The organism is Williamsia limnetica, assembly GCF_003217475.1.
GTDB lineage: Bacteria > Actinomycetota > Actinomycetes > Mycobacteriales > Mycobacteriaceae > Williamsia > Williamsia limnetica.
Window position 1 is genome coordinate 253,227 of sequence record NZ_QJSP01000002.1, and the last position, 22,723, is coordinate 275,949.

At 63.9% G+C, this 22,723-nt stretch carries 22 protein-coding genes; 14 read left to right on the plus strand and 8 right to left on the minus strand.

What is annotated here, in order from left to right; translation table 11 throughout:
• Window positions 1-4: 4 nt before the first annotated feature.
• The gene (locus DFR67_RS03925) at window positions 5-1,405 is read right to left on the minus strand and encodes an aminobutyraldehyde dehydrogenase (protein WP_110468111.1); all 1,401 of its coding nucleotides are present in this window, start codon (window positions 1,403-1,405) and stop codon (window positions 5-7) included.
• A 185-nt stretch (window positions 1,406-1,590) separates the two neighbouring features.
• Here DFR67_RS03925 and DFR67_RS03930 point away from each other — a divergent pair, with 185 nt between their 5' ends.
• Window positions 1,591-3,090: a PucR family transcriptional regulator gene (locus tag DFR67_RS03930; protein WP_110468112.1), complete on the plus strand. Its 1,500-nt coding sequence runs from the start codon at window positions 1,591-1,593 to the stop codon at window positions 3,088-3,090.
• Window positions 3,091-3,284: 194 nt separating this feature from the next.
• Here the strand turns inward: DFR67_RS03930 and DFR67_RS03935 are convergent, their stop codons facing one another.
• The 4 genes from DFR67_RS03935 to DFR67_RS03950 form a co-directional block, all read right to left on the minus strand.
• A complete protein-coding gene (locus tag DFR67_RS03935) occupies window positions 3,285-3,920 on the minus strand; it encodes a hypothetical protein (protein ID WP_110468113.1) in 636 nt (211 codons plus the stop codon).
• 941 nt (window positions 3,921-4,861) lie between these two features.
• Window positions 4,862-5,437: a hypothetical protein gene (locus tag DFR67_RS03940; RefSeq protein ID WP_110468114.1), complete on the minus strand. Its 576-nt coding sequence runs from the start codon at window positions 5,435-5,437 to the stop codon at window positions 4,862-4,864.
• An 8-nt stretch (window positions 5,438-5,445) separates the two neighbouring features.
• Window positions 5,446-7,356 carry a TPR repeat domain-containing protein gene (locus DFR67_RS03945; protein ID WP_110468115.1) on the minus strand — a complete coding sequence of 637 codons (1,911 nt, stop codon included), beginning with the start codon at window positions 7,354-7,356 and terminating at the stop codon, window positions 5,446-5,448.
• Window positions 7,356-7,661 (minus strand): hypothetical protein, encoded by a 306-nt coding sequence (locus tag DFR67_RS03950; protein WP_110468116.1) that lies wholly within the window; start codon window positions 7,659-7,661, stop codon window positions 7,356-7,358. Before DFR67_RS03950 ends, DFR67_RS03945 begins: the two co-directional genes overlap by 1 nt.
• Before the next feature lie 158 nt (window positions 7,662-7,819).
• Here DFR67_RS03950 and hemL point away from each other — a divergent pair, with 158 nt between their 5' ends.
• From hemL to ccsB, 6 genes are all read left to right on the plus strand, one after another.
• On the plus strand, window positions 7,820-9,145 hold the full coding sequence (hemL, locus tag DFR67_RS03955; protein ID WP_211324945.1) for a glutamate-1-semialdehyde 2,1-aminomutase: 1,326 nt from the start codon (window positions 7,820-7,822) through the stop codon (window positions 9,143-9,145).
• Window positions 9,145-9,777: a histidine phosphatase family protein gene (locus tag DFR67_RS03960; protein ID WP_110468117.1), complete on the plus strand. Its 633-nt coding sequence runs from the start codon at window positions 9,145-9,147 to the stop codon at window positions 9,775-9,777. Before hemL ends, DFR67_RS03960 begins: the two co-directional genes overlap by 1 nt.
• 117 nt (window positions 9,778-9,894) lie before the next feature.
• Window positions 9,895-10,458 (plus strand): TlpA family protein disulfide reductase, encoded by a 564-nt coding sequence (locus tag DFR67_RS03965; RefSeq protein ID WP_245937734.1) that lies wholly within the window; start codon window positions 9,895-9,897, stop codon window positions 10,456-10,458.
• Window positions 10,459-10,471: 13 nt separating this feature from the next.
• Window positions 10,472-11,284, plus strand: coding sequence for a cytochrome c biogenesis CcdA family protein (locus DFR67_RS03970; protein ID WP_211324933.1), 813 nt, complete (start codon window positions 10,472-10,474; stop codon window positions 11,282-11,284).
• On the plus strand, window positions 11,281-13,023 hold the full coding sequence (gene resB, locus DFR67_RS03975; RefSeq protein WP_110468119.1) for a cytochrome c biogenesis protein ResB: 1,743 nt from the start codon (window positions 11,281-11,283) through the stop codon (window positions 13,021-13,023). The genes DFR67_RS03970 and resB overlap by 4 nt, the downstream gene beginning before the upstream one ends.
• A 70-nt stretch (window positions 13,024-13,093) precedes the next feature.
• Window positions 13,094-14,065 (plus strand): c-type cytochrome biogenesis protein CcsB, encoded by a 972-nt coding sequence (ccsB, locus tag DFR67_RS03980; RefSeq protein WP_110468120.1) that lies wholly within the window; start codon window positions 13,094-13,096, stop codon window positions 14,063-14,065.
• 4 nt (window positions 14,066-14,069) lie between these two features.
• On the opposite strand, the gene DFR67_RS03985 is transcribed toward ccsB, so the two are convergent.
• The 3 genes from DFR67_RS03985 to DFR67_RS03995 all read right to left on the minus strand — a co-directional run bounded on the left by DFR67_RS03985 (window position 14,070) and on the right by DFR67_RS03995 (window position 15,375).
• Window positions 14,070-14,492 (minus strand): helix-turn-helix domain-containing protein, encoded by a 423-nt coding sequence (locus DFR67_RS03985; RefSeq protein ID WP_084837305.1) that lies wholly within the window; start codon window positions 14,490-14,492, stop codon window positions 14,070-14,072.
• 219 nt (window positions 14,493-14,711) lie between these two features.
• Window positions 14,712-14,957 carry a hypothetical protein gene (locus tag DFR67_RS03990; RefSeq protein ID WP_110468121.1) on the minus strand — a complete coding sequence of 82 codons (246 nt, stop codon included), beginning with the start codon at window positions 14,955-14,957 and terminating at the stop codon, window positions 14,712-14,714.
• A gap of 202 nt (window positions 14,958-15,159) precedes the next feature.
• Entirely contained in the window at window positions 15,160-15,375 is a 216-nt protein-coding gene (locus tag DFR67_RS03995) for a BldC family transcriptional regulator (protein WP_281268307.1), read from the minus strand.
• Between the two features lie 313 nt (window positions 15,376-15,688).
• Here DFR67_RS03995 and DFR67_RS04000 point away from each other — a divergent pair, with 313 nt between their 5' ends.
• The 7 genes from DFR67_RS04000 to DFR67_RS04030 all read left to right on the plus strand — a co-directional run bounded on the left by DFR67_RS04000 (window position 15,689) and on the right by DFR67_RS04030 (window position 22,662).
• A complete protein-coding gene (locus tag DFR67_RS04000; protein WP_245937708.1) occupies window positions 15,689-16,135 on the plus strand; it encodes a DUF4229 domain-containing protein in 447 nt (148 codons plus the stop codon).
• Entirely contained in the window at window positions 16,132-17,289 is a 1,158-nt protein-coding gene (cds1, locus tag DFR67_RS04005; RefSeq protein ID WP_110468122.1) for an L-cysteine desulfhydrase Cds1, read from the plus strand. Before DFR67_RS04000 ends, cds1 begins: the two co-directional genes overlap by 4 nt.
• Before the next feature lie 43 nt (window positions 17,290-17,332).
• Window positions 17,333-18,001, plus strand: coding sequence for an ABC transporter ATP-binding protein (locus DFR67_RS04010; RefSeq protein WP_110468325.1), 669 nt, complete (start codon window positions 17,333-17,335; stop codon window positions 17,999-18,001).
• On the plus strand, window positions 17,998-20,538 hold the full coding sequence (locus DFR67_RS04015) for an FtsX-like permease family protein (protein WP_245937709.1): 2,541 nt from the start codon (window positions 17,998-18,000) through the stop codon (window positions 20,536-20,538). Before DFR67_RS04010 ends, DFR67_RS04015 begins: the two co-directional genes overlap by 4 nt.
• A 135-nt stretch (window positions 20,539-20,673) precedes the next feature.
• On the plus strand, window positions 20,674-21,552 hold the full coding sequence (locus DFR67_RS04020) for a DUF559 domain-containing protein (RefSeq protein WP_110468123.1): 879 nt from the start codon (window positions 20,674-20,676) through the stop codon (window positions 21,550-21,552).
• 100 nt (window positions 21,553-21,652) lie between these two features.
• Complete coding sequence (locus tag DFR67_RS04025) at window positions 21,653-21,868, plus strand: helix-turn-helix domain-containing protein (protein WP_110468327.1); 216 nt, start codon at window positions 21,653-21,655, stop codon at window positions 21,866-21,868.
• A 62-nt stretch (window positions 21,869-21,930) separates the two neighbouring features.
• On the plus strand, window positions 21,931-22,662 hold the full coding sequence (locus DFR67_RS04030; RefSeq protein WP_342766708.1) for a Clp protease N-terminal domain-containing protein: 732 nt from the start codon (window positions 21,931-21,933) through the stop codon (window positions 22,660-22,662).
• Window positions 22,663-22,723 lie beyond the last annotated feature (61 nt).

Genomic DNA, 22,723 nt, shown 5'->3' on the forward strand with positions numbered 1-22,723 from the left:
GTGGTCATTCGATCGAGCTCATCACGTGCTTGATGCGGGTGTAGTCCTCGACCCCGTACGACGAGAGGTCTTTGCCGTAGCCCGAGTTCTTGAATCCACCGTGTGGCATCTCCGCGACCAGTGGGATGTGGCAGTTGACCCACACACAGCCGAAGTCGAGGCCTGCGGTCATCCGGCCGACGGTGCCGTTGTCCTTTGTCCAGACGCTGGAGGCCAAGCCGTAGCTGACATCGTTCGAGAACTCCAGTGCCTGCGCCTCGTCGTCGAACGCCTGCACCGTGACGACGGGCCCGAAGGTCTCGTCCTGCACCAGTGAGTCGCTTTGATGGACGCCAGTGATCACGGTTGGTTCGACGTAGAAACCCTTGTCACCCTTGCGTTTGCCACCGGTCACCACGGTGGCGTGCGGCGGGACCGAATCGAGGATCGAGGTCACCTTGGTGAAGTGGTTGATGTTGTTCAGTGGCGGCACTGTGGTGTCTTTTGCTTTCTCGATCAAAGCATCGACGAACTTGTCGTGGATCGAGGAGTGCACCAGGATGCGGGTGACCGCGGTACAGTCCTGGCCGGCGTTGAAGAACGACGCGTCGCCGATCCCGTCGACGGCCTTGTCCAGATCGGCGTCGGCGAAGACCACGGCCGGCGCCTTGCCGCCCAGTTCGAGGTGGGCGCGCTTGAGGTTCTGCGCCGCCGATACCGCTACGGCGATACCTGCGCGTACCGAACCGGTGATGGACACCATGCTCGGCGTCTTGTGTCCGACGAGGGCGGCTCCGGTGGCGCCGGTGCCGAGCACCACGTTGAGGACGCCGTCGGGCAGGATCCCCTTCGAGATCTCAGCGAGCACCAGCGTCGATTCCGGGGTGGTGTCCGATGGTTTGAGCACCACGGTGTTACCCGCGGCGATGGCGGGACCGATCTTCCAGATCGCCATCATCAGCGGGTAGTTCCATGGCGTCACCTGAGCGATGACACCGACGGGCTCACGCCGCACGTACGAGGTGAAGCCCTCCATGTACTCGCCGGCGGACTTGCCTTCGAGCAGGCGGGCGGCGCCTGCGAAGAAGCGGATCTGGTCGGCGCCGACGGTGACCTCCTCGTCGGCGATCTGGTCATCGGGCTGGCCGGTGTTGCGCGCCTGGGCCGCGACCAGCTTGTCGGAGTTCGCCTCGATGGCGTCGGCGAGCTTCAGCAGCGCGGTCTGCCGCGTCTTCGGCGTGGTCTTTCCCCAGCTCTCGAAGGCTTTCGCCGCGGCGGACATGGCGGCGTCCACATCGGCGTCCGACGAGATGGGCGAGGTGCCCACCACCGACTCGTCGGTGGGATTGACGAGGTCCAACGTCTGCGTGCCGGTGGACGCCACGAACTCTCCGTTGATGTAGTTCTTCAAGATCTGATTCGCCATAACACCAGGTCACTCTCGGTTGAGGTCGGATGGGAGGAAGGTGATGTCTCCAGTCTTCGCCGACGGACGTGCGCGCGGACCTGACAAGTTGTCCAGCTATCTTCGATTGGAACTACTATTTGTCCAATGACCGCGAAGTCTGTGCAGGTATGGGCGTCGAATGAGACCCGGAAAGTCGCGACGACGTGACGACCACGGTGCGGTGGCTGCTCGGCCAGCGAGATCTGCAGCTGACTCTCCTCGGCGGCGCTGCCGGCCAGGACCGGGATATCGATTGCGCTCTCAGTTCGGAGCTCCCGGCGCCGCACGAATGGCTCGCAGGCGGCGAGTTGTTGCTCACCACAGGGCTCCGTCTCCCTGACTCTGCGGAAGATCGCCGCAGGTATCTCACACGTCTCGACGAGACCAAGATCGCCGGCGTCGGGTTCGGTGTCGGTCTCGGCTTCGACGACGTACCCGGCGACCTCGTCGACATCGCCGACGAACTCGGTCTGCCGCTGGTCAAGGTGCCGCTTCCGGTGCCGTTCTCGGCGATCGCCCGGACGGTGCTGGATCGGATCGCGGCGCAGCGATTCGATCAGTTCGTGCGGGCGTCGCACACCCAGCCGCGGATCACCCGGGCGGTGATCGCAGGCGGGATGCCTGCCGTCGTGCGTGAACTCGCCGATGCCATCGAGCAGTCCGTTGTGTTGTTGGACCGGGAGCAGCAGGTGGTCAGTGCTCGACCGCAAGCGTTGTCCGGCGAGGAGTTGGCGTCTGTGCGCGCCCAGATCAGCCGCGATCCCGCGGCGTCGAGCGGTGTCACCATGACCGACCAGCGAGTGATCACCGTGCAGCGGATCAGTGTGGCCGGCAACGTGTTCGGCCATCTAGTTGTACTCGGAGACACCCCACTGGGCGACCTCGAACGGGTGCTGGTCGGTCACGCCACGTCGCTGCTCAGTCTCGAACACGCAAAGCCGGGACAGGTGCTGCGCGATCAACAGGCGCTGCACGCCGATGCGCTGACGATGGCTATGGCCGGGCCACCTCCGGCCGCGGCCCGCAACATCGTCTTGCGGGCCGCTGACCGCGAGGGTCGGGTACGGGCCGCCGTCGTCCAGTACTCCGGTGTCGGCGGTGCCCAACGCGCTGCGGCGTCCATCGCCACCGAACTCCAATCACGTTGGCGTCCTGTGTTTGTCGAGCAGAGCGGTAGCGAGGTAGTAGTGCTGCTGCGGGGAGAGGATCAGCGCGGGTTCGCCGAATCGGTGCTCGGCATGGTCGGCGTCCAGGGCGCGCGAGGCGGTCTCGGAACCGTGGCGTCGGTTGACGAGATCGCCGACTCGGTGCGCCAAGCGCGACTGAGTTGCGTGGTTGCTGCCGAGGGAGAGGTGGTCGACCTACTAGCGCAAGGGTCGGTGCTCTCGTTGGAACCGGTACGCCGCGCCTTCAGCGGCGCACACGACACCGTCCTCGGGCCGCTGCTGGAGTACGACCGCACCCACGACGGTGGTCTCGTCGCGACCCTGCGCGGTTATCTGCTGGCCAATGGCCACTGGGAGTCCGCCGCTGCGACGGTAGGGGTACATCGGCACACGCTGCGCAACCGCGTCGACCGCATCGAGGGTTTGCTTCGGGTCGATCTCACCGACGCCCGGACCCGGGCCGAGTTGTTGCTGATCATCCTCGCCGATCCTCGTTGACCTGCTGCAGCGCAGGTGTTTCGTGACGACGCTCGTTGCTGAAGTCGGAGGATGTGGCAGATCCTCCGACTGTTGTCAGGTCCTCCCGTTGCAGTCGGAGGGTGTGACTGGTGTCGGAGGAAGTGTCAGATCCTCCGGCTTTGCAGGGCTCCCCACAAGACCTGTTCCGCCAGCACTGAAATTGCAGCGTCGATTCACGCGCGCGGCTGCGGACCAGCGGGCCAGCCGAGTTCGACGGTGTCACTGGGAGTTAGAGCGTCGGTGTAACACGGCTCGCGAGAAGTGGGATCGGTGTCGCCATACAGCGGGTCGTACTCAACGGCGTACCAATCACCAAAGACGGAGTCGTACGGAACTTTGCGAGCACCGTGCTGTTCAGCAGGAGGAGAATCTCCAGACCGTCGGTACGACAGGGCGAAGGCTTCCACGAGGCCGTGGCCGTCGGGACGCTGAGATGGGGGTGGGGTCGGGGGGATCCCCGGAGTGGACTTGCAACCAACCACTCGGACGGTGTTGTCTTCGGCGACGTCGACGCTGATCACGCGTCGGTATATGACGCCGTAGGCAGGTGCACTGAAAAGCAGGTCCTCGACATCAGGGGTTCGTCCTGCTGCCAATGCAGGGGCCAGCGCGGCGGCGTACCCGGGATATGAAGCGTCGTAGCTGCCGACGTAGTAGCGCAGTTCGCTGGCTTCTATGAAGGCGCGAATGAAAGTGCCGTCGGCTGAGTCAAGGTCCACAGCGTCGGTTTTCAGCCACCGTTCCTCGTACCGGAGTTCGTCAGGTGTGGGATAGCCACCGTCCCCGGATGGTTGCGCGGATTGAGGCATCCCGCCTCCGCTCGCGCAACTTGTGGCCAGGGCGATGATGAAACCCAGCGTCAGAACGGCGAACCAAGAGCTACGGGTCGGGCACCGAATGGGGCTTTGATGGATCGCATGGGGTCGGAACAGTGCCTCGTCTACTGCGAATTGTTCCCCCACAAAAGCCCCCCCGGCCTCGATCGTCTTCACAAGTCGTAATCCATGCCGGGACGAACCTGATGCCGCGACCCCGCCCACCGGTTTCAATCGCTTCTCACGCACGTGGCTGCGCGACGGCTGGCCAGCCAAGTTTGACGGTGTCGTCGGGGTCAAGGGCGCTGGAGTAGCACATCTGCGTAGAGGTTGGGTCGGTTCTGTTGTACAGGGGGTCGAAGTCGATTGCTCGCCAATCGCCGAATACCGATTCGAGTGGAGCTGCCCGGGGGCCGCGTTGTTCCGATGGCGGGAGCTTTCCTGCGCGCTGGTAAGTGAGAGCATACGAGTGCTGGTATGCGTGTTCGGGCTCGGTCGTGGCGGGAGGTGCTGGTGGAAGGCCGGTCGTCACGTCGCAACCAACGACTCGAACTGTGTTGCCCGGAAGGTTTTCGATACTGACAATGCGGCGATATACAGTTCCGTACGCGGGCCGTGGTTTTCGCGGAAAATCTGTCAGTGACCCTGCCGGTTGAGCTGCTGCTGCGTAGCCAGGGTAAGAGGCTTCAGGACTTCCGGCGAAGAATGCGAGCAGTTGGGCCTCGACGAAGGCTCGAATGAATGTTCCGTCGGTCGTATTGAGGTCGAGTGTTTCTGTCTGGAGCCAACGCTCGTCGTACTTACGCTCTTCTGGAAGGGAATAGCCCTGAACGCCGGCAGTGCTGGTGGCGGTGATTCGCGCTGGCTCAGACGTAGGGTCTGTGCAACTCGACGTGAGCGTCATCAGAACCAGGCTGATCGCCGCGAGCGTGAGTTTAGTAGTGCGTGGGGCGATTCGATGGGTCGGCCGGTATTGGGATCGATGTGTAGTCGATGGTGTCTTTTCCAGGCGCTTTGGCATACTCATCCTCAAATTGGTCCAAGCCCAGCAAGGGGTGCTCGCGATTGAATAGGGTGAAGGTGTCTTCGAATCCTGAAGGATCTTTAGCAATGGCCCCCCAGTCGAGGCGCCCGTCGGCCTTGAAGAACGAATACTGCGTACCTTTTTCTTCGTAGATAAAATAGTCCCGAAACTGTGGGCTTTCGAGTGCGAAGGCCTCGAGCGTCGCATAACGACGTATCGTCGGATCCGTCATCGAATCGGTCTGAACATCGTCGATCGTGAGCGGGTTGCGTGCAAGCTCCCGCGGGTCGTTCGGGATGTCGATCATGTCGAACTTTGCGGCAGGGTTGAGAACGCTCATAGGAGTCGAGACCTCCTCCGGCAAAACGGCACTGAGGATCCCGTAAACGGTGTCGTACTTCAGTGAGTTGACATTGAACTCGACGATGTTGTCCCACTGCCTGTTTGCGGTGAGGACATCCATCTCGGCCAACATGCCTTCTTTCATTGCCTGATCTAGCTGTCCCGCAGCCATACCCAGCGAAGGGCTATCCGGGTCCAGGCCGTACTGATAGGCGAGATGGTTCTGCCACTGGGCACCAGCGGTGTTGATGATTCCGCCGCGGTCGGATCGGAATCGAGGACCTTGAACAGGGTGGACAGATCCGTGACTGAGTCGAGCTCGGTGGCGTACGGATTGACCGTGCTGGTGTCGGGAACGTCAACGAAGTTCGGCAGATACGGCGCCATTGACGCTGCGAGGGTCTGCGTGAGGCCCGGATTGACCTCGCCAAGGGACCGGTAGGTCATGGGGTTGTCCTCATCAAGGAGGAAGCCACTGAGTTCGCTTTGATTCTCGATCAACACACCTGCCAGCGCGTCGGCGGATTCTCCGGCGAGCTTGCCCTCATATCCGGGTGCATCTGCATCTTGGCCAATCCAGTCGAAGAAGTTCGTAATCCCGTCGCTGCCCTCGGAGTCTCGTTGTTCGTCGTCCCAGTCGAACGCGAGCAGATTCCGAATCGACTCGTCGGCATCGTAGGCGTGGGTGTCACCGTCGATCTCGATGGATTCTGGCATCGGGGAGTATGTCCCGTGCCCGCGTTCCGTCCCCATTGCGAGGGCATCGTGCACAACCACGTGATCGTTCCCCGCAAGCCCTACCATCTTGTCGAGAGCGCTCTGGAGCTGCGCGAACTTCGCTTCGTTTTCCCAGCCACCAGTGTTCGAGTTCTCGATGCCTGCGCCGGCGATCTCAGCGCTTCGTACGATCAGAGCGCGATCTATGTCAGTGCCCACTTGCGTTTCGGGATCGCCGTGTCCGAGTATGTCGGCTATTGAGTTGAGGTTCTCCAACGTGGGAAATCCGTTCCCGTCGAAGTGCTCATTCTTCGGACCGCCGACCTTTGTATAGCCCTCACGAACCGGGTTCTGCGTCAATGGTTCCCGGATCGAACTGGGTATTTGCGAGAGTCCGCCGTGGATGTAACTCGGCGCGATAGGTAGGCCAGTTGCGTTGCTGACGGTCTGCGCGAACGGATTGTCCACCTGCTGATCCGTCCGCACATGGGGATTCGACAGCAACTGCAGCCCGTCGGCCAGCGCGGCTTTCATCGCTGGATTATTGCCACCGAAGGCGGTGAACCCCTCGAGCCCTTGCTTGTTCAGCTCACCGTAAAAGCCCTGGAGGTAGTCGAATTGGCCTTTGGTGATCACCGCATCGTTGCCTTGGATCAAGGCATCTCGCTGCTCTGGGGAGAGGTCCGTCGCGGCCTCGAACCTGGCCCTCTGTTGCGGAGTGGCTGTGCCGCCGGCGATCGCCTCGACATCACGTGCCGCCTGCTGCCTCGACATCCCCGCGGTGAGCGGAGCGTTGCCCTCGGCATCGCTGAACGCGTCGGCCAGCGCCGTTGCACCGGCCTGATCGTCGATACCCATCTGGTCGGCGAGGGCCTGCAGCGAAATCGTCGAATTGATGGCGTCGTTGACTCGCCGGTCACGGTCGGCGATCAGCTGGTTGTACTCAGCGCTGTCCTCCTCGGCTGCTGCGATGGCGCCCGCGTAGTTGCGCGTCTCGTGGACGGACCAATCGTCGTCGACCCGGAAGTCGTCCTGCTCCAGACCGTCGACGCGCGACAGCGCGGTCGATCGATTCGGCGAGATCGCGTTGGCGGTGTTGTTCAAGATGTTGCCCGCCCGGTCAATGTCGGACCCCAACTTGTTGATCTCAGTCTGATCCGACATCGCACGTTGTTCGCAGGCACGCTGCGATTCCCCGACCCACTTGCCGGCCGCGTCCTGCGCCGCGTCGAGCATCGTCTGAGTGTGTGTCCGCAAGCTGGATGCGCTGTCGATGAGACCGGCCGCCTGCGTCCGCAGTGCCGACAGATTCCAGCCGGTCACGGTGGCCTTCGAAGGACGCCCCATCAGAAGTCGCCCAGCGCGCGGAACCCGTTCGCCGACTCCTCCTCGGTGTCGATCAGCTCGTTACCGGTATCGCTACATGCGTTGCCGATCTGTTCGACGCGGCCCGCGGCCCTACTCAGCAGATCGACCAAGAGATCGTCTTTTCCGGCGCATGCACCCGCCAGAGCCGAACCGCTCATGGCGCTCGCCACCGCTGCGAACCCGGGCGCCACCGTGATCGCCCGGATACTCCCGGCGGTGGTGATCATCGTGGTGCCGACCCCATGAATGGTGTCGACTTCGTCAACAGCGAACAGTTCCCCCACAGCAAGCCCCCCGGCCTCGAATGTTGAACGAATCGTAAACACCCCTCCGATGATGTGCTGTTCTGGTGGCCCTCACCTGGGAAAACGTTCGCCAGAACAACCCATCATCGGGGTTGGGGAGGTTGCATGGGACGGGTCACATCCCAGCGTTTGCCACACTGGAGGTCGTGTCGTATGCCACCGATCGTTCAGCGCAACTCTTCGAGCGCGCGTCCCGCGCCATTCCCGGGGGAGTCAACTCACCCGTCCGAGCCTTCAGTGCGGTCGGAGGGACCCCGCGGTTCATCTCCAGCGCCTCGGGCTACCGATTGAACGACGCCGACGGCAACAGCTATATCGACCTCGTCTCGAGCTGGGGTCCGATGATCTTGGGTCACGCCCATCCGGCGATCGTCGAGGCGGTGCAGAAAGCTGCGACCACTGGACTGTCCTTCGGCGCGCCGACCGAGGCGGAGATCGACCTCGCCGAGGAGATCATCAAGCGCGTGGACCCGGTGGAACAGGTTCGTCTGGTCAACTCGGGGACCGAAGCGACGATGTCGGCGGTCCGGCTCGCGCGCGGTTTCACCGGCCGCACCAAGATCATCAAGTTCTCCGGCTGCTACCACGGCCACGTCGATGCCCTGCTCGCCGACGCCGGCTCGGGCGTCGCCACCCTGGGCCTGCCGACCTCGCCCGGCGTCACCGGCGCCCAGGCGCAGGACACCATCGTCCTGCCGTACAACGATCTCGATGCCGTCCGTGAGACGTTCGCGACGTATCCCGGGGAGATCGCCGCGATCATCACCGAGGCCGCTGCGGGCAACATGGGCGCGATCGCGCCGCACGATGGCTTCAATCAGGGCCTCAAAGACGTCACGTCGAAGGACGGCGCCCTGCTGATCATCGACGAGGTGATGACCGGCTTCCGCGTGAGCAAGGCCGGCTGGTTCGGACTCGAAGGGGTGGCGGGCGACCTCTACACCTTCGGCAAGGTGATGAGCGGAGGCCTGCCTGCGGCCGCCTTCGGTGGCCGCGCCGACATCATGGCCTATCTCGCCCCGGCCGGGCCGGTCTATCAGGCGGGCACATTGTCCGGAAACCCTGTCGCGGTCGCGGCCGGGCTCGCCACGCTGAGGCACGCCGACGACGCCGTGTACGCCGCGCTCGACGCCAATTCCAAGCAACTGGGGGACCTCATCGGGCAGGCTCTGACGGCTGAGGGCGTCGGGCACCGGGTGCAGTACGCAGGCAACCTCGTGAGCGTGTTCTTCACTACTGACCCGGGCACGCCCATCACCGACTACGCATCCGTCAAAAACTCGGAGACCTGGCGTTTTGCCCCGTTCTTCCACGCATTGCTCGACGCAGGGGTGTACCCGCCGCCGAGCGCCTTCGAGGCCTGGTTTGTATCCGCGGCGCTGGACAGGGATGCTTTCGGTGTCATCGCCGATGCACTTCCGGCGGCTGCGACCGCAGCTGCAGGTGCTCGGAAGGAGAATTGATGCAGCAGCGCACCATCGTGCACATGATGCGGCACGGGGAAGTTCACAACCCCGACGGCATCCTCTACGGTCGCCTTCCGGGTTTCCACCTGTCCGACCTCGGCGCAGCGCAGGCCCAAAAGGTCGCTGACGCGCTCGCCGATCACGACATCACCCACGTCTTCGCCTCGCCGCTTCAGCGTGCCCAGGAGACAGCGACCCCGGTCGCGACGTCCCATGGACTCGAGATCATCACCGACGAAGGTCTCATCGAAGCAGACAACACCTTCGAGGGCCTGCGTGTGTCGGTCGGCGACGGCGCCCTTCGCCGGCCCCGGCACTGGGCCAAGCTCCGCGACCCGTTCACCCCGAGCTGGGGCGAGCCGTACATCCAGTTGGCCCATCGCATGCTGGCAGTGGCCAACAAGGCCCGCGAAGAGGCCAAGGGTCACGAGGCGATCTGCGTGAGCCACCAGTTGCCTGTCTACACCCTCCGCAGATTCCTTGAGGGGCAACGCCTCTGGCACGATCCGCGCAAGCGGCAATGCTCGCTCGCCTCGCTGACGAGCCTGTTGTACGACGGTGACGCGCTCGTGGACATCGTGTACTCCGAACCGGCCGGTGCCTCCGATCCGCTTCAAACGGGAGCCTGAGGAGCGCAGTAGATCTTGATGGAGTCCGGCCTCAAGCGCAGCGATGCGCGCATATTGGCCCCTTTGGGCTGGCGACTGTGTTGGTTGATCGTCCTCGCTGTCGCCACGCTGGTCGTCATGACGGCGTGTAGTACCGGTGACGACGCTGTGCGACAGGGCGATACGTTCGAGTTCGTCTCGCCCGGCGGCAAGACCGTCATCTTCTACGATCCACCCGCCGAGCGCGGCACCGTGTCGGACATCTCCGGGCCGGATTTGCTCGACGACAACAAGACGATCAGCCTCGATGATTTTGCCGGTCAAGTCGTGGTCATCAATGTGTGGGGTTCCTGGTGTGGGCCCTGTCGCGGCGAGGCGGCAGCGCTCGAGGAGGTGTATGCCAACACTAAGGACTCCGGAGTCTCGTTCCTGGGCATCGACTTCCGCGACCGCAAGGATTCCGCGCGCGACTTCGTCGAAGACCGCCAGGTGACTTATCCCTCGATCTTCGACTACCCGGGGCGCACCCTGGCCAAGCTCACGACCCCGACCTCGGTGGTCCCCACCACGCTGGTCCTCGACCGCGACCATCGCGCCGCGGCTGTATTCCTCAAGGCCGTCACCGCGCAGGAGCTGCAGCCGGTTGTCGAGCGGATTGCGGCCGAATCGGAGCCGAATCGCAGCGGAGTTCAGCCCGGATGACAGTTGATCAGCAGTGATTGCGACGGCTACGACGAACCTCGCGGGTGTTGGAGAGAGCTTCTCTGACACCGTTTCCAGCGGTCCGCTGTTGCTCGCCCTGGGCGCCTGCATGCTGGCGGGACTGGTCTCGTTCGCCTCGCCGTGCGTGGTCCCGCTGGTGCCCGGATACCTGTCGTATCTCGCCGGTCTCGTGGGTGCCGAAGCGCCCGCGACATCGCCTCGGGAGTCGCGAAAGGCGGGCCGACTCCGGGTGACCGGCGCCGCACTGCTGTTCGTGCTCGGGTTCACCGTCGTGTTCGTGCTGGCGACCGCGTCGGTCTTTGGAATCACCAGCACTTTCGTCCTCAATCGCGAACTGCTGCAACGTATCGGCGGCGTCGTCACGATCATCATGGGTCTGGTCTTCATCGGGCTCATCCCGATCTTGCAGCGTGACGCCCGCTTTCATCCGCGCCTGGTCTCGAACTTGGTGGGAGCCCCTCTGCTCGGTGCGGTCTTCGCGCTCGGGTGGACGCCGTGCCTGGGACCGACACTCGCCGCCGTCATCACCACCGCCAGCGGAACCGAGGGCGCCACCGCGGCCCGCGGGGTGACGCTGATCATCTTCTATTGCCTCGGGCTGGGGTTGCCGTTCGTGTTGCTGGCCTTCGGTTCGGCCTGGGCCCTGCGGGCGGTCGGCTGGATGCGGAACCACGCCCGGGCCATCCAGGTCTTCGGAGGTGTACTACTGGTTGTCGTGGGCGTGGCATTGGTGACCGGACTGTGGGATCAGTTCATCGTCTGGGTCCGCGACGCCTTCGTCACCGACACGGTGCTGCCGATATGACCGCCACCGCGACCCGCTCACCGCAACCGGGCAACGTCCCGCGGCCCAATCCGGTCAAGCGTTACGTCCTCTGGCCTGCACGTAACCTGTGGCGCTCGCTGACGTCGATGCGCACCGCGCTTGCGCTGTTGTTCCTGCTGGCCCTGGCGGCCGTCCCCGGTGCGCTGCTCCCGCAGCGGTCGCTGAACGAGACGAAGACCGAGCAGTACATCGCCGATCACGGTTTTGTCGGCGAGCTGTTCGACAAGATCGGGATGTACGAGGTCTTCTCGAGCATCTGGTTCACCGCGATCTACGCGCTGTTGTTCATCTCACTCGTGGGCTGCCTCACGCCTCGGATGATCGAGCACGCCAAGTCGCTGCGCGCTCGGCCGGTGCCGGCCCCCCGCAACCTCGGGCGGATGCCGCGCCACGAGAGTCACGAGGTCGACGGCACCCCCGAGGAGATCGCCGCCAAGATCAACGGTGGGCTGCGCGGCTGGCGCAAGACCACCCGGACGGTCGAGCGCAAGCAGGCCGACGGCACCGTGGTCACGGTCGTCGAGGTCTCGGCCGAGAAGGGCTACCTGCGCGAGTTCGGCAACCTGGTGTTCCACTTCGCGTTGCTCGCACTGCTCGTCGCCATCGCCGCGGGCAAGATGTTCGGCTACGAGGGCACCCGCATCCTGGTGGCGGACGGTCAGGAAGGCCTCTGCAACACCTCGACCGCGGTGTACGACTCGTTCCGTGCCGGCAACCTCGTCGACGGAACCAACCTCAACGAGTTCTGTATGCAGGTCGACTCCTTCGACGCCGATTTCCTGCCCACCGGCCAGCCCGACATGTACAGCGCGAAGATCCGCTACCAGGTCGGCGGCGACATCGACAACGATGAGTGGCAGGAGAGCGACGTCCAGGTCAACCATCCGCTGCGCATCGCGGGTGATCGGATCTATCTGCTGGGCAACGGATTCGCCCCGACGTTCACGGTGACGTTCCCGAACGGGGAGACCCGGACCCAGACGGTGCCCTTCCAGCCCAACGAACTGCAGACGATGATGTCGAGCGGCGCTGCTCGCTTTGACACCCCCGCGGGGCTCTACCCGAACGAGGACGAGCGCCGCAAGAACCAGATCGCCCTCGAGGGTCTTTTCGCGCCGACCGCGGTTTTCCATGGTGGCCTGATGACGTCGTCGTTCCCGCTCCCGGAAAACCCCGCAGTCGCGATCGACGTCTACCAGGGCGACACCGGCCTCGACACCGGTCGGCCGCAGAATGTCTTCAGCCTCGACGTCAATCTGATCAACCAGGGCCGACTGCTCAAGAAGGAACGCGTCAACCTGCAGCAAGGCGAGCAGACGCGACTCGAGGACGGCACCACGGTGCAGTTCGACGGGTATCAGCGCTGGGTCTCGCTGCAGGTGTCGCACGACCCGGCGCAGAACTGGGTGCTGGTCTCGGCGATCGCGATGCTGGCGGGACTGCTGGTCTCGTTGCTGATCAAACGTCGCCGGGTATGGGCGCGGATCACGCCGCTCACCGAGTCGCGTTTCGGGGATGCCGCCCCGCGAGCCCCCACGTCTGCAGAGGAACCGACTTCTCACAGCCAGGTCGATCCCTCTACTCTGGATGTGCGACGGTCTGTAGTAGAGATGGCCGGACTCGCTCGTACCGATCAGGCCGGTTGGGGTGAGGGCTTCCCCGACATGGTCGCCGATCTACTGGGCCTCGAACGCAAGAACGCCCCGAGCGGCAAGTAGGCCGGCGGCGAGCGGCACGACAACGAAGTGAGAAGGACGCACGAGATGAGCGACTGGGAGAAGGTGGCCGATGGACGTCGATGAGACCCTGTCCCGGTATTCGGATCTGTGCTATGGCACGGCCCTGACCGTTTATGTGCTGGCGATGGTCATGTTCCTGGCCGCGCTCGCGAGCAAGCGACAGGTTGTCGAGAAAGCCGATCAGCTCGTTGCGGCCGGTGGATCGGCACCTGTGGTGTCCGACGACGTCAGGACTCCGGGCAAACTCGAGTCCACAGGCAAGGCACCGCTCGGCGATCGGCTGGCGAAGATGGCCTACGGCGTCGTCCTGCTCGCGACGGCGCTGCAGATCGGCTCGATCGTCTTGCGCGGCTTCGCCACCGGCCGCGCTCCGTGGGGCAACATGTACGAGTTCGTCTCGATCTCGTGCGCTGCGGGCATGCTCGCAGCGCTGGTGGTCCTGCGCAAGCGTGAGTACCGCCCGCTGCTCGGCTTCGTGTTGCTCCCTGTGGTGGTGCTGCTGTTCATCGCAGGCACCTACCTCTATACCAACGCCGCCCCGGTCGTCCCGGCGCTGAAGTCGTACTGGCTGGCGATCCACGTCTCGATCGTCGCCGTCGGCTCCGGGGTGTTCCTGGTCTCGGGCGTCGCGAGCATTCTTTACCTGCTCAAACTGAAGTACCCGAACCCCAGTGACAAATTCTGGGGCCGGGTACTGCAGCGGGTTCCGTCTGCGCAGACCCTCGACCGGCTGGCCTACAAGACGGTGGTGTTCGCGTTCCCACTGTTCGGCCTCGGCGTGATCTGCGGTGCGATCTGGGCCGAAGCCGCGTGGGGTCGTTTCTGGGGTTGGGATCCCAAGGAGACGGTGTCATTCATCGCCTGGGTGATCTACGCCGCGTATCTGCACGCACGTGCCACCGCCGGATGGCGGAACACGGCTGCGGCATGGATCAACATCGCCGGATTCGTGGCGATGCTGTTCAACCTGTTCATCATCAATTTGGTGGTGTCCGGCCTGCATTCGTACGCCGGCCTGTAGAGGCTTACGCCACGCGGTCGTTCTGCTGCTTCTTGACGACCTTGAGAAGTTCGATCACAACGTCGAGTGTGTCCGTCGAGATTGCTTCATGCCGGAACGCCGCGAGGTGGGCGCCGGTTTCGGCCGCCATCTGTACGTACTCGCGTTGCTGTTCCACCCGCTTGAGATCCTCATCCGGATCGGTCAAGAAGTAAGTCACGCTGATCTCGAAGGCGCGGGAGATCGCTTCGACGGTCCGAAATGACGGCGTCTTTGCCTTCCCGGTACGCAACTGCGAGATATAGGCATCGCTCAGGGTGTATCCGAGCTGGTTCGCCTTGAGCGCAATCTTCTTGCCGGTGTAGGGGATTCCGTTCTCGTCGCGAACTGTGTTGAACAGTTCGTTCAGGTGGTCGGCAAAGCTCTTTCCGTCGTGTACAGCAGCCACTTCTCTCACTCCCAGACCTCTGATTTGACTGCGGCGGTGTGCCGCGGTCGAACTAGATTGAGACTCTACCTTTAAAGGTCGCAAAGTGGCTACCGGGATGACCCAACTTATGTTGGGTTGTCAAAGTTAATCCGAAACCGGTTTATAGTGAACTTTCTTGACAGACCTGTCGGCTGATCGTTGGACAGCGGGTCAACGAATACTGGACGCTTGTGCAGGTCAGTCGGTAGAAGTGGGGCGATCTTCGCCGTCTGCCCGATATTTTGGATCTTTATCGCGCGCCTTGCGGTCCAGGTCGTTGAGAAATTCGAGATCGTCATCCGGTCCGACCGGTCCGCGGGGCATTTGGCGTCTCGGCGGGCGGGTATCGCCTTCTCCGCGCCCGGCCACGGCATCCGGGCCGAAGGCGCGCCAGGCCAGGTATGTCAGGGCCAACAGGCCGATGATGGCGAGCAGGTAGATCATTGCGGCACCTCCAGAATCAAAGCCGACAAGCCCAGGCTACTGGAGACGACGTATGCAGCGGCGGAGACGCAGCGCAGCGGAGCTCGACCAGGTTGGTGAGACGCAGCGCAGAGGTGTTGTGGACACAGGCAAACACGCCGTCCGCGATGTGCGGACGGCGTGCTCGGTTGCAGAAAAGCAGCGCTCGACGGAGGGGTGGTGCTCAGGCTCCGTGGGCGGGGGTGCGGCGATTGAGTAGTTCGACGACGTCGGCCTCGCGGAAGCGACGGTGACCGCCGGGTGTGCGGATGGCGCCGAGCAGGCCGGAGCTGGCCCACCGTGCGACGGTCTTCGGATTCACGTTGAACATTGCGGCGACCTGGCCGGGCGTCAGGGTGTGCTGGCTCGCTGTCTGCGGACTCAGAGGCTGGGTACTCAGAGGCTGGGGACTGAGGGTCTGGGGACTCAGGGGTGAGGCTCCGGGGGCGCCTGGGCTGGGCAATCTCGGTCCAAGGGGACTTGCAAAGGTCATCGCTGCTCCTGTCGAGTCTGGCCTTTCGTGCTGCGCCGTGACACCTGACGGTGTCTGTCGATGGCGCATCGTTTGGTACGTGCCGCTCCTGCAGTGCTGCCGGAGACCGCGACTCATGGTTACACCTAAATGCCCAGGTATTCGAATAGTTAGCTATTGGTAAAGGGATTGCAAAGGCGGACGTTTCGGGCTTCCGCGCGGTCGAAGTAAGGTCATGGGCGTGAGCGGAGAAGAGGTCGGACCCCCAGAAGGTCAGATACCAGCAGGCCAGAAACCAGCGGGCGAGAAACCGTCGTCCAAGAAGCGGGCCGCTGCGGCACCCGTGACGCCGTCGCCGGGAGCCGGTAAGCGACTCGCCATGGATCTGGCGTTGTTCACCGGCGCGCGTATCGCCTTGGTCATCGCGCTGGCGGCCGGGATCTACCTCCTCGGGAACGCCGTGGGCATCGATGTGCCGGTTCTGGTCGCCGCATTCTTCGCGGTGATCATCGCGCTGCCCCTCGGGATGGTGCTGTTCAAGGGCTTGCGTGATCGCGTCAACGTCGGCATCGCCACCGTCGACGCCGGCCGCAAGGCGCAACGCGAGAACCTGACCTCGCGACTTCGGGGCCAGGAGAACTCCACGGCTCAGCGTGACGGCAAGTCGAAGGGTTCCGGCAAGTCATGACAACCAGGGGCGGACCGGTGGGCACAGCAGGAGCACCTCGCACACTCGATGTGGATCACCGATTCGACCGTGGCTGGGTCGACAATGCCGTCCGGTTGATCGACGCCGACGCCACCCGTAGTGCAGACACACACCTGCTGCGGTACCCGTTACCGGAATGGTCCCGGTGGGACACCGACGAAGGCAGCACCGGTATCTCGCTGTATCTCAAAGACGAGAGCACCCACATCACGGGATCGCTCAAACACCGCCTCGCGCGGTCGCTGTTCCTCTACGCGCTGTGCAACGGCTGGATCCTGAAGGGGACGACGGTCATCGAGGCATCCTCGGGGTCGACCGCGGTGTCGGAGGCGTACTTCGCCCAACTGATCGGGGTGCCGTTCATCGCGGTGATGCCGCGGACCACGTCGCCGGCGAAGGTCGCGCTGATCGAGCGGCGCGGTGGTCGGTGCCACTTCGTCGACCGCTCGGACGAGGTGTATTCGGAGGCTCAGCGACTCGCCGATGAGACCGGTGGGCACTTCATCGACCAGTTCACGATGGCCGAGCGAGCCACCGACTGGCGCGGCAACAACAACATCGCCGAATCGATCTTCACCCAGCTCGCTCAGGAAGAGTTCCCGGTGCCCACCTGGGTCGTCGTCGGTGCGGGCACCGGTGGCACCTCCGCGACCATCGGGCGCTTCATCCGGTACCGCAGACACGACACGTGGCTTTGTGTGGTCGACCCGGAGAACTCGGCGTTTTTCCCGGCTTATCGCGACGGTGACCCCGATGCGGGGTCGGACGTCGGCTCACGCATCGAGGGGATCGGCAGACCCCGCGTCGAACCATCGTTCATCTCCCAGGTCATCGACCGCATGATGTCGGTCCCCGACGATGCCAGCATCGCGACTGCGCGCCGGGCCAGCGAAACCCTCGGGAGACGGGTCGGCGGCTCGACGGGCACCAACTTGTGGGGTGCGCTGCGGCTGATCGCCGAGATGCGCGCACAGCGGCGAGCGGGCAGCGTGGTGACGCTGTTGTGCGACGGTGGTGATCGCTATTCCGGAACGTATTACAACGACGAGTGGCTGGCCGGTAAAGGGCTCGACCTCGGTCGTGCAGAGGGGATGCTGGATGAGTTCTTCACCACCGGAGAGTGGAGTGAGTGAACAGGCGCAGGTCGTGGGTGCGGGAAAAGCCGCGGGGCGTCCGATGGTCGAAGCGGTCGATCTGGTGCGCGAGTACCAGATGGGCGAGCAACGCGTCCGGGCGCTCGACGGACTGAACCTGACACTGCAGGCCCGGCAGTTCGTCTCGATCGTCGGGCCGTCCGGGGCGGGCAAGAGCACGCTACTGCATGTGCTGGGCGCACTCGACGTACCCGACTCGGGCTCGATCGTCGTCGACGGTCTCGATCTCGGGTCGCTGTCCGAAGAGCAGCAGTCCGAGTTCCGCAGGCACCGAGTGGGATTCATCTTCCAGTTCTTCAATCTCATACCCACCATGTCGGCGTGGGAGAACGTGGCCCTACCGCGCTTGCTCGACGGAAAGTCGTTGCGGTCGGCGAAATCCGAGGCCATCGCACTGCTCGACAGGGTGGGTCTTGGCGATCGGGAGAAGCATCGTCCGTCGGAGCTTTCCGGTGGACAGATGCAGCGGGTGGCCATCGCCCGCTCACTGATCATGAGTCCCCGCATCGTGCTCGCCGACGAACCGACGGGCAACCTCGATTCCCATACCGGTGAATCGATCTTGGAGCTGTTGACCGAGGTGAGCCGCGAAGGCGACGGCAGGCTCGTGGTGATGGTCACGCACGACAACAAGGCGGCCGCACACGCCGATCGGACGATCACCGTGCGGGACGGAAAGATCCAGGAGTGAACCTGCCACGGCCGCTGGGATCTCTCGGTGCGGGATTCACCAGGATCAGGCTCGTCAACATTCGAGAACTGCTCGGTCACCGTCTGCGGGTCACCACCTCGCTGCTCGTGGTCGTCGTGGCCTCCGCGCTGCTCGTGGCGGTGCTGGGCACCTACGGCTCACTGACGGCGTCGGTACAGAAGCTGAGCGCGACCATCTCCGGCACCGCCGATCTCGAGATCGCAGGCATCGTCGACTCTGGGGTGAGCGATGAGCTGATGGGCGAGATCCGTCGTGATGCGCCGGCCGCGAGAAGCGTTGTCCCGCTGATCAACACCCCGGTGTTCATCGACGGTGAGCGAACCACCGTGCTGGGTAGCGACAACAACATCACGTCGATCAGTGGCGGGCTGCGCGATGCGGTGTCGAAGGCGGCGGGCGGTGAAGGAGCCGATCTCACCGCGCTGATGTCGGGCATCAGTGTCGGCAAGGCCACCGGATTCCAGAAGGGGCAACAGGTTTCGATCAACGGTGTCGAGACCACGGTCACCATGGTGATCGACGCCCCGGAGGCGGACACCATCAACGGCGGCCGATTCATCTTTGCCTATCTCGGTCTGGCACAAGAACTGACCGCCCATCAGGGCCGGGTCGATTCCATCCTGGTCACCAAAGAGCCCGGGACCACCACCGAGCAGTTGCGCGAGCAGTTGAACTCTGTGGTCGAGGGCCGCGCCGTCGTGGTCAACCCGGACTTCCGGGCAAAACAAGCCGAGACCGCGAGTTCGGTGACCAGGAACTCGACCCTGCTGGTGTCGCTGATCTCCTTGGTCATCGCAGGCTTTCTCGTGTTCAACACCATGAACATGGCGGTGGCGTCGCGGCGGTCGTCGATCGCGATGATCCGCGCACTCGGCGGCAGGCGCGGTCCACTGGTGGCCGATCTGATCGGTGAGGCTGCGTTGTTCGGCTTGGTGGGCGGCCTGATCGGGGTGCCCGTCGGCGTGCTGGCAGGCCGCTGGGCAATCGGGCAGTTACCGGACGTCTTGTCGTCGTACGGCGCCACAGTGGAGTTCGGGCTGCCGGTGTATGCCGCACCTGCTGCGGTCATCGCGTGCGTGCTGGCTTGTTGCGGCGCAAGCGTGTTGGCGGCGCGGTCGGTGTTCACGGTGTCGCCGATCGAGGCGATGTCGAGTAGCGCCGCGGCCGGCCCACAGTCCGGGCGCGGGGTCGCGGTGAAGGTATGCGCGGTCCTGGGAATCGCATTGATCGTCGTCGGCTGGATCATGGCGAACACGATCAAGGGGCAGGTGGTCGCGACAGCCGGCATCGTGTTCTGTATCGGCATGCTGCTGGTGGCGTTTGCCATCACCAAACCACTGGTCGCTGCGGTCAGTGCCCTGGCAGGCAGGCTCGGCGGTCCAGGAACGCTCAGCGCCGTCAACACCGAACGGGCACCGCGCCGGGCTTGGGCGACCCTGATGACGGTCGCCGTCGCGATCACCGTGGGACTGTGTACCTCCGGTGTCATGAACAACCTGGTGTCGTCGATCACCGCCTCGCTGGACGGACTTGCCGACACCGATTTCTATGTCTCGTCACAGGAGAAGTCGTCGATACCCGACGGCCCGATCATCGACCCGGCGGTCGCCGCCGCGGTGGCTCGGGTACCCGGGGTCGAACAGGTGGTCGGCGGGCAGTGGGCCTCGATCAACGTCGGTGAGTCGCGAGTGATGTTCCAGGGCCTCAATCCCGGCACGTCGGCGCCGTTCATCCGTAAGGGCTCACCGGAGGTGATCGATGAGGTGCTGGCCGGCCGCGGCATCATCATGTCCGGTACTTTGGCGGGCAATCTCGGGGTCACGACAGGCGACGAGGTCGAGATCGCCTCTCCCACCGGATATCACACCCTGCCGGTGCTGCAGTTGGTCGACTACGTGACCGTCAATTCAGGTACCGCCGCGATCTCTCAAGATCTGTTGTCGGAGTGGTTCAACCGACCGGGCGATACCTTCTTGCAGGTGACGGCGGCCCCTGGCGTCGACCAGGAGCAGTTGCGGGGCGAGCTCGAAGCGGCCACGGCGGGCGCTACGACCATGCCCATCAACGTCTACACCGGCCAGGAAGGCCTCGACGCGACCAAGGCGTCGGTCGAGCAGTCCGGGGCGTTCGCCGTTGCCATCCAGTGGATCGTCGCGGTGGTCGCGGCCATCGCCTTGCTGAATACCTTGCTGCTGTCGGTGATCGAGCGCAAACGTGAGCTGGGTGTGCTGCGTGCGATGGGCGCGTCGCGAAAGTTCGTGCAGCGGATGGTCCTGGCCGAAGCTGCGGCTGTCGCTGCGGTCGGTTCATTGCTGGGAGTGGTGATGGGCACCGGCCTGCACATCGTCGGCAACAAGATCCTCACGCAGACCACGTCGGTCCAGGTGCAGTATTCGCCGCAACTGATCATCGGGCTGTACGTCATCACTGCATTCGCCCTCTGCTTCGCCGGGGCTTTCTTCCCCGCCGCCCGCGCCGGCCGAATGAACATCAGCGAAGCAATCCTCACCGAGTAGCCCCGATTTTGGTGGGTTCTGGCGATCGTTTCCGCAGGTCGCGGTCGCCCGAACCCACCAAATTTGGGCTGCGGCCTGTGGATAACTCCGCGATTGCAGGCGCGCTGGGTCGGGCGGGCTGTGCACACTCGCGTCATGGGGGAACTACCGACCGGTCCGGCGCGCGCTGCGGATTTGCTTGCATCGATGACGCGCTATCAGTTGCGCATTGAATACCGAGCGATCTTGCGAGGGATCTGGCTTCGCAACGATCAGGCCGCGGACTTCGGTGTGATGTCTGTGGGCGCCGGAATGTTGCATGACGACGCCGTGCTGTGTGGATGGTCTGCTGCGCACGTGTGGGGTAATCCATTTCGCCCGGAGAATTGTGAGCCGGAGATCGTCGCGCCGATCAAAGGCAACCGACGATACGAAGGTGTTTGCGTTCGTCGGGTCCAGATCGACGCAGAAGAGATAGTCGACCTCGACGGCGTCCGCTGCACTTCTCTGGCGAGGACGGCCATCGACCTCGGGCGTTTCAACTCACGCGACCAGGCTGTTGCAGCTCTCGACGCCATGCTGCGACTCCGTCCCACGATGCTCAAGGAGGTAGAGGCGGAGCTCAAACGCTGGGAAAATCACTGGGGCATCGGTAAGGCCAACGCCGCGATACGACTGGTGAATCCTCTGTCGGAATCGCCGTGGGAAACCCGTTTGCGCTTGGTTCTGGCCGACGAATGCCTGTGCGGGTGGGTGCTGCAATGCGAGGTGCTGGACGGGCGTTATCGACTCGATGTCGCTTGGCCGCGGCTCAAGGTTGCGGTCGAATACGACGGCGCTCACCACCGCGACAGCGATCAGCACGCCAAAGACCTCGCGCGGTGGAACCGGCTGAGGGCGGCTGGCTGGATCGTCATTGCGGTGACCGCCGCGAACATAACCGCCGATTGCGACGAATTCGTCGCGCAAGTACGCACCGCCTTGATGTCCAGAGGCTGGTCCTGCTCCGAAGATGGTGGGTCTTGGCGAGACTGACCTGCGGAAATGGTCGCCGAAAGCCACCAAGACCGGAGGGCTGGGGGACTGGTGTCAATAAATGTTGACACCAGACGCGTGTCAGGGTAACTTGACAATCGTGCAAGACGAACAGAATGACATCACCACAGCAGTTGCAGATCGGGATCCGGCGAAAGGGTTGGCCGCGGTCAGGGCGCTGCGAACCTTGGCGGACCGTCTGGAAGACGTGCAGGTCGCAAATGCCCGACAACAGGGTTGGAGCTGGCAGGCCATCGCCGACATCCTTCAGGTGAGTCGTCAAGCCGTGCACCAAAAGCATTCACGCGGCGAGTAGAGAACCGCCGCCCCAAACGGAAGCGGGACAACATGTTTCACCAGTTCACTCGCGAAAACAGGATGACCCTCGTTTTCGCCTACCAGGAGGCAGCCGACCTCGGGCACACCACACTCGGCAACGACCATCTCATCCTCGGCATGCTCTGCAACGCCAGAAGTGCGGTGTTCAACACGCTCGCGGAGCAAGGCTTGACCCTGGCTCAGGCCAGGGAAGTGGTGCGCGAGTACCACCAGGCAAACGAGGCAGACGCGGACAACGACCGCGTCGATGAGGACAAGGAAGCCCTCGCAGCCATCGGGATCGATCTCGACAAGGTCCGCGAGGCGATCAAATCAGCGTTCGGCGACGACATCACCGACAACTGGGGCAAACGCCGTGGCGGTCGCGATGGACTCGGACGCGGGCACCGGCACGGCGGACCGCGAGGTCGGCGGGGCGACGGACCCTGGGAGCGGCGCGCAGGCGACGGCCCCTGGGAACGCCCAGAACGCCCGGAACGACGCGAAGGTGACGAAGGTGGCGCCCCCTGGGAGCGCGGCGGACCTTGGGAAGGTGGTCGGGGCCGCCGTGGCCCCCGAGGTGGCGTGCGTCGCCCACGGTTCTCGAAGGACGCGAAGACAGCCATCACACACGCGGCTGTCATTGCCCGTGACGCCGATCGTGAACTGATCGCCGAGGACGTTCTGCTGGGTATCCTCACCACCGGCGATGCGGCCTCGAAGGCGCTCATCGAGTCCGTCACCACGGTCGAGGCCTTGCGCGAGGTTCTGCAGCGGGCCGACGCCCAGTAGTCCCCGAAGATGGTGGGTTCTGTCGACAGCGACCTGCGGGTTCAGTCGCCAGAACCCACCA